Source organism: Alteromonas infernus (assembly GCF_902705815.1).
This window is the reverse complement of record NZ_CACSIG010000062.1, coordinates 24,227-35,094: the sequence shown is the minus strand read 5'-3', so window position 1 is coordinate 35,094 and position 10,868 is coordinate 24,227. Positions and strand designations below refer to the sequence as shown.

Sequence of the window (10,868 nt, the reverse complement as noted above, 5' to 3'; positions counted from 1 at the left end):
TGCGGATGGGATGGTGTTATCAATCGTGTAAGGTGAATGCTGATCCCCCGTTTATGGGGTAGAGCCTGCTGATCCCCCGTTTATGGGGTAGAGCCGAAAATTATCGAATAAGAGTGATGACCCATTGCGGATGGGATGGTGTTATCAATCGTGTAAGGTGAATGCTGATCCCCCGTTTATGGGGTAGAGCCAGAAGTTGGTCGGTGTGAGAGGATTTGAACCTCCGACCCCTGACACCCCATGACAGTGCGCTACCAGGCTGCGCTACACACCGACCGAAAGAGCGAGTAAGTCTACTCAATTTTACTCACAATGCAACGAGAATTAGCAATTAGACGGTTCAAGCGCTCAATTGCTAACCACCTTGTTAAATATCCCCGTAAAACACAGCGTTACAAATGCCGCTAATAGGTGCTAAGCCAATGTCACGTAGCACACTGCGGTAACAACCAAGGCCACCAACACGTTCAGCATCACACCTTCTCTCGCCATGGTTTTTATATCGAACTTTTCGGTTGAATAAGCAATGGCGTTTGGCGCTGTGGCTACGGGTAGCATAAACGCACAGCTTGCGCTTATGGCTGCGGGTATCATTAGCAATTTCGGGTCAACCCCAACCGCCATTCCTGCCGCAGCTAAAATAGGCATAAGCAATGTGGATGTTGCCGTATTAGACGTGATTTCCGTTAAAAACGTAACAAACAAGCAAATGCCAAGCACTATTAAGATAACAGGTAACGTAGCTAGCCCCGTTAGCCAAGACCCCATTAGAACGCTTAGCCCAGATGCCATAAACGCCTTAGCAATACAAATACCGCCAGCAAACAGTAACAACATGCCCCACGGTATATCGTTAGCTGTTTTCCAATCCAGTAACTTGTCGTTATTACCCTTGGCATCAACGTGGCCATTGTCGTTGCCACTATTGGTAAAAAACATAGCCGCAACGCCCGCTACGGCAATAGTGCTATCGCTTATTGTGCTTACGCCTATCCACGCTGTCCAAAAGGGCCTGAAGATCCACGCCAGCGCTACAGTTCCGAATATCGCCAGCACTCGCTTTTCTGCCCTACTCCACGTGCTTGGCACTGGCAAATCTATATGACCAACTTCTTTGATTCCCCTTGCCAGCCACAACGCCATAATGGGAACGCCAAGAATCACAATAGGTACGCCTGTTTTCATCCAATCGATAAAGCTGTACTCAATACCTTGCGTTTCCTCATATACACTCATGAAAATAATATTAGGCGGTGTACCGATAGGTGTTCCCACGCCCCCAAGGCTTGCCGAATAAGCTATACCAAGAATAAGCGCCACACCAAAGCGTGGGTTATCTACCGCATTGATAATGGCGATAGCCATGGGCAACATCATTAAAACGGTGGCGGTATTACTGATCCACATACTCAGTACGGCAGTGGTTAGCATAAACCCCAGGACCAGCTTTAACGGGCTTCCGCTGCCGGTTAACCGCAGCATATAAATTGCGAAACGCTTATGGAGGTTAGCGCGCTCTAACCCTTTAGACAGCATAAATGCAGCCATTAAAAGAATAATAACGTGGCTGCCAAGCGAAGACGCCGCTTCGCTGTGAGAAAGCACACCAAACAAGGGGAATAACGCGAAGGGTAATAACGATGTGGCCGGAATGGGTAGCGCCTCTGTAACCCAAAGAACGGCGACAAATAGGGTAATGGCGGCGGTAAAGATGATCTCGTTTGGCTGGCCGGCCGTCCACAAGCCAAGGCCACTAATTACAGACACAATTAGCGCAAGCAAAATAATGGTGTTCTTGCGCGTGGGTGTGCGTTGTGTTTTTTCTGACGTAGGTTGAGGGTTTGAGTGCATTGCGCTTCCCTTTACTGATAGCTTTCTTATAAGTGCTAGGGATTGTTGACTTTTTACTGTAACGCAAAGGTCAACAGGCCCTTATTATTTGCTCTTATAATATCTATCAGTAATTCGAGTAACGCACTAGGCTTTTTTTAAAAACGGCGCTTTTATTGTGCAAGTGAGCCTATTTACTTTGGTCATCCGAAGAAATTCGGCTAGCTACAGCACCGGCTTGGCCCTTGTATTTAGCATCAACCCTTGCGTTGTAAGGCTTCTCAGCGGGCGCTGATAACACCTCAAAGCTAAGCGCGCCAATTTTCATTTTTGGTCGAAGCGCTAGGGGCAGTTTACCGCTGTTGTAAAACTCAAGCACGATATTACCCGACCAACCCGGGTCAATACGATGAGCCGTGACGTGCACCATTAGGCCTAAGCGCGCAAGCGATGAACGCCCGTCTAGCCAGCCTACGATGTTATCTGGCAAGGTTACCGACTCGTGCGTAATTGCCAGCGCAAGTTCTCCAGGATGCAAGAAAAAGGCTTTACCTTCTTCTAGTTCAATTTCGTCGCTCATTACGTGGTCGAGGGCTTCTTGAACCTGCGCTTTAGGGCCGCTTAAATCAATAAACGGCGCTTGGTGATCTTCAAACACGCGAAATTTATTACCTAAACGGATATCTACCGTTACACCACTAATCTGATCGTAGTCTGGTGTTGGGTCAATTTTGATTTTTCCATCTTGAAGATGTTGATAGATATCGCGGTCGCACAAGCGCATGGTGTATTCCTCATTTCAGTAGGCCGCTATTATGCGTATGTCACCGCATGCATTCAACTGCTCAAAGGCTTGTTTTCTCTGCTTTTGCGCAATTTTTATAAGGTTTTACCAAATTTAAGCTAAAGCCGTGAGAACGTACAACACGTTAGCAACTCGCTAGGCTTTGCCTACTATACCAATGGGGTCGCCTTTTATGTGTTTTTCAGCCCCTTCGCGGGGCTTAACGGTTAAGGCTAATTGCATAGAGAGTGCGCGTGCCGCCTCGCGATAGCTCTCGCTTAAGGGGCTGTCTGGAGAGGTTATCAAAAGCGGCGTGCCGGCATCGCCGTGTTCACGAATGTGGATATCAAGCGGCAATTGACCTAAAAGGGGCAATCCGTGACGTTCTGCCAATGCCTCTCCACCATCTTTGGCAAACACGTAATCTTTGGTGCCGCAAGCCCTGCACTGGTAATAACTCATGTTTTCGATAAGCCCTAACACCGGCACGTTAACCTTCTCAAACATGCTTATACCTTTTTGGGCATCGGCCAGCGCTAAATCTTGCGGTGTTGTTACCACCACAGAAGCCGTTAGCGGCACCTGTTGGGCCATGGTCAGCTGGATATCGCCAGTGCCTGGTGGCATGTCAACAATTAAGTAATCCAGCACAGGCCACAATGTTTCATCTAATAACTGTTTAAGTGCCCTACTTGCCATTGGCCCTCGCCACACCGCCGCGTCTTCCTGCGGTACTAGGTAGCCTATCGAGTTAGCCACCAGCCCATGTGCCGATAGCGGCTGCATGTGCTTATTATCTTCGCTTTCAGGGTGCGCCTCCGGGTTGCCAAGCATAATAGGAATAGACGGGCCGTAAATATCGGCATCTAGAATGCCCACTTTCGCACCTTCCTGCATAAGCGCAAACGCAAGATTAATGCTGGTTGTAGACTTCCCTACCCCACCCTTGCCGGAGGCAACCGCTATAATGTTTTTAATATTGGTAACCGGCGCAACTTCAGTTTCCCCACTAGCAACCTTGTGTTTAAACGTGAGCTTGCTTGCATCAAACTTACCTTCAAGCTGCTCAAGCACTGTTTGTTTAAGCGCGTCTAGCTGTGTAGCAATGCAAAACGGTAGAGTAACGGTAATGCCCGCGCTTTCATTGTCGGGGTGAGTGAATGCACACCACGGCAAGGTATCTTCTACGTCTACGCTAAAATACGTGGCCAAAATAGCAGCAACTTTTTGTGTTGCGGGCTTTGCTTTACGAGAAAAGAACATAAAATGCCTTACTAGTAGTAGAATTGTGTGAATTACGTAATGCAAAAAACGCGGTTTTCCGCTAGTATTTGCAGCCATTTTGAAACGCAAAGAATCAATAACGTCATTATGTCAGAAAAACGCCGAATTCTGGTAACCAGTGCGTTGCCATACGCAAATGGCTCTATTCACTTAGGTCATTTGCTAGAACACATTCAAACCGACATCTGGACTCGTTTTCAGCGCCTTCGCGGAAACGAATGTTACAGTGTTTGCGCCGACGATGCACACGGTACGCCGGTTATGCTTAAAGCCCAAGAGCTTGGCATTACGCCAGAAGAAATGGTGGCTAGAACCCGTGCTGAACACCATCAAGACCTTGTTGATTTTCATGTTAACTACGACAATTACTATGTAACTCATTCGCCAGAAAACAAGGCGTTGTGTGAAGAAATTTACACTCGTTTGGATAACGCAGGTTACATCAGCAAGCGAACTATTAACCAATTGTTCGACCCTGAAAAAGAAATGTTCTTACCGGATCGTTTCGTTAAGGGCACATGCCCAAGTTGTGGCGCAGAAGACCAAAACGGCGACAGCTGTGACGTATGTGGCGCAACGTATAGCCCGACTGAAGTTAAGAACCCGCGAAGCGTTGTTTCTGGCGCTACACCGGTACTACGTGAGTCTGAGCACTTCTTCTTTGACCTGCCAAAGTTTGAGGGCATGTTAAAAGAGTGGATCCGCTCAGGTGCCCTTCAAGAAGAAATGGCAAACAAGCTACAAGAATGGTTCACCGAAGGTCTTCAGCAGTGGGACATTAGCCGTGATGCGCCTTACTTCGGCTTTGAAATTCCAGGTGCGCCGAACAAGTTCTTCTACGTGTGGGTAGATGCGCCTGTTGGCTACATGGCTAGTTTCAAAAACTTCTGCGACCAGAACAACCTAGAGTTTGATGATTTCTGGAAGGCCGACTCAGAAGCTGAGCTTTACCACTTTATCGGTAAAGACATTACTTATTTCCACTGCCTTTTCTGGCCTGCCATGCTAGAAGGTGCGGGATACCGTAAGCCCACTGGCGTAAACATTCACGGTTTCGTAACCGTAAACGGTGCGAAAATGTCAAAGTCGCGCGGTACCTTTATTAAAGGCCGCACCTACTTAGACCACTTAAACCCAGAATACTTGCGCTACTACTTTGCCTCTAAGCTGGGTGACGGTGTTACCGACATCGACCTTAACTTTACTGACTTCGCACAAAAAGTGAATTCAGACCTGGTAGGTAAAGTGGTTAACATTGCAAGCCGCTGTGCAAGCTTTATCACCAAGCGTTTCGACGGAAAACTGTCTGACAACGTGATTGAGCCAGAGCTAATTGCTGAGTTCCAAAACGCATCAGAAAGCATTGCTGCCCTTTTTGAAAAGCGTAAGTATCACCAAGCTGTGCGCGAAATTATGGCTCTTGCCGACAAAGCGAACCAGTTCATTGATAACAATGCGCCTTGGGTTACCATTAAAGACGAGACTAAGCAGCAGTTCACACACGATGTGTGCTCGCTAGGTATTAACATGTTCCGTCTGTTGGTTATTTACTTAAAGCCTGTACTGCCAGTACTGGCAGAAAAAGCAGAAGCATTCTTAAACGACAAGTTCGACTGGAATTCACTGCAAACCCTATTGAAAGGCCACGCCATCAACAAATTTAAGCCAATGATGCAACGTGTAGAAATGGAGAAAATCGACGCCATGGTTGAAGATTCAAAAGAAAGCCTAGCGCCAGCAGCACCGGCTATCGACCCAGACAGCCCGCTTGCTAAAGACCCTATCAGCGACACTATCTCGTTTGATGATTTCGCAAAGGTAGATTTACGTATTGCACGCATTGCTAACGCCGAGCACGTAGAAAAAGCAGACAAGCTTTTACGTTTAGAGCTGGATTTAGGCGGCGAAACTAAGCAAGTATTTGCAGGTATTAAGTCGGCCTACTCGCCTGAAGCCCTTATCGGTAAGCACACGGTAATGGTGGCTAACCTAGCGCCCCGCAAAATGCGTTTTGGCATGAGTGAAGGCATGGTATTAGCCGCGGGCCCTGGCGGCGACGAGCTATACATTCTTGAGCCGCACGAAGGTGCAAAGCCGGGTATGCGTGTTAAATAACGCCTAAAAGCGCTTCGCATTAAAGCAAGGTGACATTCAGCGCTATAAAGCGACGGGATGTCACCTTTTTTATTGAGCGGTTGATGAAGCCCTCTCATTTGTGAAACCCAAAATCACATAGATAGGTTCATGGTGCAAACATACTGGCTTTTAATCTCAGTAAGGTCATCACGCACTATGCAACTCAATCATCACTTACACATTCTTTAAAGCACCCGCCCCTTAGTAAAATAGGCTAGCGGCCTCTGGTCAACAAAAGAGCCAATGCCACTTGAGTTAATTTACGGCGATCTAACATTCTTTCTTTAACGTAATCAACGTGTTTGATTAACGAAAGAGGTATTTATGGAAGATTTCTTCGGGACTAATATCGATTTATCGGAATTAACCGAAAAAGCGATATCACTGGTGATGACTTATACCCCCAAATTGCTATTGGCTATTCTTACTTTGGTGGTGGGTCTCTGGTTAGTGAATCGTTTTGTAAACCTATTGGATCACCGATTAGGTAAAAAGGACCCCACGTTAAATAAGTTTTTATGCGGACTTATAAGTGCCGTTTTAAAAGTGATGTTGTTGATTTCTGTTGCCTCTATGATAGGTATTGAAACCACCTCATTTATCGCCGTAGTGGGTGCAGCAGGTTTGGCAATCGGTCTTGCATTACAAGGCAGCCTGGCTAATTTTGCTGGCGGTGTGCTAATACTGATCTTTAAACCCTTCAGAGTGGGTGACACCATTGAAGCAGAAGGTTATCTCGGGTCGGTTGCCGAGATACAAATTCTTTATACGGTACTTAACACTTTCGACAATAGGCGTGTTGTTATCCCCAACGGTAATCTGTCTAATGCCACGTTGACTAACGTTAGCGTATACGATAAACGCCGCTGCGACATGACCTTTGGTATTGGCTACGATGATGATATCGACAAAGCAAAGAAAATTTTGCAACGTCTGTTTGAAGAGGATGAACGCTCATTGACCGAACCCGCACCTAGGATCTGTGTAGGGGGATTAGGTGATAACTCAGTCGACCTGATGTTTAGACCTTGGGTCGGCACAGATGATTTGTGGCCTTACTACTGGGATATGCAGGAAAAAGTTAAAAAAGCCTTCGATGAAGAAGGTATTAGCATCCCTTATCCGCAGCGAGATGTACATCTGTATAACGCAAGTAACGATTAACCCCCCAAAAGGGAGATAGCTTTCTAAGCTATCTCCAATTTTTCTTTTAAAATTGGCTTATTAACTCGAAAGTCTGGCGACATCGGCTATCGCAGCGCAGCACATATTGAATATATTTAGCCACTTGTCATCACCACATGCCTAATAGCAAAATGCGTTGCACGTGCATGACGTATACTTTAACGCAGCGAACGGTTCGCGGCTGAAGTTCTTGCACTTGCCCCTACTGCAGAAAAGCGCGGTTTTAAATTACGTTTAGGCTTTATAGCAGTCATAGGGATGACCCGTTTTTTAGCCAATATAACGTATACCGCGCTGCACCAGGGCAAATAAGACGCTAAATAGTGCTGAAGCTTAGCGGCCCCTTTCCACCGTTGTTGAAAAAATAGCGTAGAGAACAGCACCTGGCGCTGCTCAACAATTTCAAACCCAAGTAGTTGTAGCCAATCTTTCATGCGGTAGGACGTGAAAAAGCGTGCATCGTGTAAAATATTTCCACGCTTAACGGGCAAAAACTTGGCAATTCCGGCAAGGCTTAAAGGGTTAAAGCCGCTGATAATGACGTAACCGTTTTGCGTAATAACGCGGTCTACTTCTCTTAATATTTCATGGGGATCTTGGGCAAAATCTAGCTCGTTAGCCAATAAAAAGCCGTCAATACTGTTTTCAGCAAAGGGTAAGGAATGCGACTGCCCTACGACCATATTTCCTTTGTTGATTGTCGACTCGCTGCTTTTTTCATGTAACTGTGAAGGGTAAACTTTATTGTCGGCGATATCTTCAGATGCGTTATTGGCGTCTAATTGGCGGCCAAACTGGTTATCAAATGGCACTTGGTTAATATGATGCCTTATAGGGCTAGTGTCTAAATTAATCTCGGCACTTAAAGAGCCTAGCTTAGCAAAGTGATATCCAAATATGTGCTCGGCATAATCGTCGCACACCGTTTTAACAGCATCGCGTATGTGCTCGCCCGCAGGGAAGTCTTTCCAACTTGTTGGGTAGCGGGGAGGTTTGGCTCTAAACGCCGATTTCATTATCACTGCGCGCTCTTTGGTTGCTCTGCTGTCCACAAGCCCCTATAGTAACGCATAATTCTACCTACACAAGCAGGTACAAATATGACGGCAGAAACATTTCCTTCAGGCATCACCATTCACCCCATTCCCGCTTTTACCGATAACTATATTTGGTGTATTCACGATGATACCAACGCGATTGTGGTAGACCCGGGTGACGCTGAGCCAGTATTGGCATTTATTAACGCGAAAGGCCTAACGCTGAGTGCGGTGCTCATTACCCATCACCATAGAGACCATACTGGTGGTATTGCCAAACTGGCTACCGCGGTGCCAGAGTTGCCGATTATAGGCCCACGAGGCAATCATATCCGTGGCATCACCAAGTCGGTGGCCCAAGGCGATACGGTATCACTGCCTATATTGAATCTGTCGTTCCAGGTAATGGAAGTGCCTGGACACACGCTCGATCATATCGCCTTCTTTGGCCATGGCGCGCTGTTTTGCGGCGATACACTGTTTTCGGCCGGATGCGGTCGTTTATTTGAAGGCTCGCCCGAACAAATGTATCACTCTTTAAATAAACTCAAGCGCCTTCCCGATGACACCAAAGTGTACTGCACGCACGAGTATACTCAAGCCAACGTTAACTTTGCGTTAGCCGTAGAGCCTGATAATGGCGCACTTAACCACTACGCAGATTGGGTTGCATCGATGCGTGAGCAAAACCTTCCCACGTTACCCAGTAATCTTGAAGAGCAAAAAAACATAAACCCATTTTTACGCGCCCATGAACTTTCTGTAAAAACTGCTGCCGAAGCCTATTGCGAAAATAACCTGGCCGACGATGTAGCAGTCTTTGCTGCAGTTCGCCGCTGGAAAGATGAGTTTTGATGCAATAGTAAACCGTTTATCGTAACATTGACGGTTTGCAGTGCTCCAAGAGGTTTCTTCATATATGCAGTTGAAGTTTTTCCCACTATCGCCGCTGATATTAGCGATAGGTTTAACGGGTTGTCAGTTAACCGATAATAATAACGACAGTGCGCAATTAGAAAGTAACGAGAACGCTTCATTAGAAGCGTGTAGTGAAATTCACAATACCGAAGAAGCCATTTCCGATTGCGAAATTGCAAGAGACGGCGTTATTGATGTTGTTCATCCTAATGACGACGTCTTAGAAGAAGGTGCAGAACTTACCGATACGCCAGATTTACACACGCAGGCCGTTGTCACTAATGTGTGGGAACGGGCCAGCACCAATTTTGCGCTGCCTATTCCAGATGAAAAGCGGATAAGTTCGCAAAGAAAATGGTATCTAAAGCACCCCGAATACATGGCCCGCGTAGTCAAGCGTGCCAAACCTTTTTTGTATTACATTGTTGAAGAAATTGAAAAGCGCGACATGCCTATGGAGCTTGTGCTTTTACCCATCGTAGAAAGTGCGTTCGACCCTTTTGCCTACTCTCACGGACGTGCAGCGGGAATGTGGCAGTTTATACCTGGCACAGGCAAACGCTTCGGTATGCCTCAGAACTGGTGGTACGATGGCCGCCGCGACGTGGTTGCTTCTACAAAAGGGGCGTTAGACTACCTCACATATCTAAACGATATGTTTGACGGAGACTGGCTTCATGCACTTGCCGCGTACAATAGCGGTGAAGGCAGAGTGCAAAGAGCGATTAAAGCGAATATACGGGCGGGTAAACCTACTGACTTTTGGAATTTGAACTTACCGAAAGAAACCCGTGCATACGTGCCAAAACTGTTAGCCCTAGCCGACATTCTTAAAAACAAAGACGAATATGCCTATTCATGGCCGGAAGTGGAAAACGTAGCGGTTATTGAAGTGGTAGATATTGGTTCTCAGGTAGACCTTGCCTTTGCCGCAGACCTAGCCGGCATGTCGTTAAAAGAGCTACATGCACTCAACCCTGGCTTTAACCGTTGGGCCACATCGCCAGATGGACCACATAGGCTTGTCTTACCCTTAGTAAAAGCCGCCGCGTTTTCTCAAGCTCTGGCCAAAATCGATCAAAAAGAGCTCCTAAACTGGGTTCGCCACACGGTGAAGTCAGGCGACAGCTTGAGTAAAATTGCTAAGCAATACCACACTACGGTGAAAGTGCTAAAAAGAATTAACGAGCTGGATAGCTCTATGATTCGAGTGGGCCAAGCGATTATGGTACCCGTTGCACTGCAAGAACTCGATAGCTACACGTTATCACAGGAACAGCGCCTTGCCAGTTTGCAAAGTGGCAGTGGGTCTAAACAGAAAGTACGCCATACGATTAAATCAGGTGATACGCTTTGGGATATCGCCCGTAAGTACAAAATAAGCACCAAACAACTTGCTAAGTGGAACGGTATGGCGCCTGGCGATATGCTTCATCCAGGTAAAACATTAGTAATATGGCAAGAAGGAACGCCTCAGAACGGCGTTACCAAAAAGCTAACTTACACAGTCAGAAATGGTGACTCCTTGTCTCGTATTGCCAGCAAGTTCAATGTTAAAGTAAGCGACATAGGCAAGTGGAACTCACTAAATACCAAACGTTATTTACAGCCAGGCCAGAAGCTTAAGCTTTACGTAGATGTAACTAGGTCTAGCGCCTCAGGCTAACCCTTGTTCGACTAGCACCAAACAGGAT

At 46.7% G+C, this 10,868-nt stretch carries 8 protein-coding genes and 1 tRNA gene; 4 read left to right on the top strand and 5 right to left on the bottom strand.

Annotated features, from left to right (window positions below):
• Window positions 1-197: 197 nt before the first annotated feature.
• The 4 genes from ACX5J7_RS15265 to apbC all read right to left on the bottom strand — a co-directional run bounded on the left by ACX5J7_RS15265 (window position 198) and on the right by apbC (window position 3,877).
• Window positions 198-274, bottom strand: a tRNA-Pro gene (locus ACX5J7_RS15265).
• 140 nt (window positions 275-414) lie between these two features.
• The gene (locus ACX5J7_RS15260) at window positions 415-1,851 is read right to left on the bottom strand and encodes an SLC13 family permease (protein ID WP_483380763.1); all 1,437 of its coding nucleotides are present in this window, start codon (window positions 1,849-1,851) and stop codon (window positions 415-417) included.
• A 169-nt stretch (window positions 1,852-2,020) separates the two neighbouring features.
• Window positions 2,021-2,614, bottom strand: coding sequence for a dCTP deaminase (dcd, locus tag ACX5J7_RS15255; RefSeq protein ID WP_012518477.1), 594 nt, complete (start codon window positions 2,612-2,614; stop codon window positions 2,021-2,023).
• Between the two features lie 156 nt (window positions 2,615-2,770).
• On the bottom strand, window positions 2,771-3,877 hold the full coding sequence (gene apbC, locus ACX5J7_RS15250; protein WP_474376045.1) for an iron-sulfur cluster carrier protein ApbC: 1,107 nt from the start codon (window positions 3,875-3,877) through the stop codon (window positions 2,771-2,773).
• 108 nt (window positions 3,878-3,985) lie between these two features.
• Here apbC and metG point away from each other — a divergent pair, with 108 nt between their 5' ends.
• Together metG and ACX5J7_RS15240 are read left to right on the top strand one after the other, a co-directional pair.
• Window positions 3,986-6,013 carry a methionine--tRNA ligase gene (gene metG, locus ACX5J7_RS15245; RefSeq protein ID WP_462835675.1) on the top strand — a complete coding sequence of 676 codons (2,028 nt, stop codon included), beginning with the start codon at window positions 3,986-3,988 and terminating at the stop codon, window positions 6,011-6,013.
• A 345-nt stretch (window positions 6,014-6,358) separates the two neighbouring features.
• Window positions 6,359-7,198, top strand: coding sequence for a mechanosensitive ion channel family protein (locus ACX5J7_RS15240; protein WP_012518474.1), 840 nt, complete (start codon window positions 6,359-6,361; stop codon window positions 7,196-7,198).
• A 179-nt stretch (window positions 7,199-7,377) separates the two neighbouring features.
• On the opposite strand, the gene ACX5J7_RS15235 is transcribed toward ACX5J7_RS15240, so the two are convergent.
• On the bottom strand, window positions 7,378-8,235 hold the full coding sequence (locus tag ACX5J7_RS15235) for a class I SAM-dependent methyltransferase (RefSeq protein ID WP_474376056.1): 858 nt from the start codon (window positions 8,233-8,235) through the stop codon (window positions 7,378-7,380).
• Window positions 8,236-8,319: 84 nt separating this feature from the next.
• Here ACX5J7_RS15235 and gloB point away from each other — a divergent pair, with 84 nt between their 5' ends.
• Both gloB and ACX5J7_RS15225 read left to right on the top strand, forming a co-directional pair.
• Window positions 8,320-9,111: a hydroxyacylglutathione hydrolase gene (gloB, locus tag ACX5J7_RS15230; RefSeq protein ID WP_012518472.1), complete on the top strand. Its 792-nt coding sequence runs from the start codon at window positions 8,320-8,322 to the stop codon at window positions 9,109-9,111.
• A 64-nt stretch (window positions 9,112-9,175) separates the two neighbouring features.
• Entirely contained in the window at window positions 9,176-10,840 is a 1,665-nt protein-coding gene (locus tag ACX5J7_RS15225; protein WP_498707420.1) for a lytic transglycosylase, read from the top strand.
• Window positions 10,841-10,868: the final 28 nt, after the last annotated feature.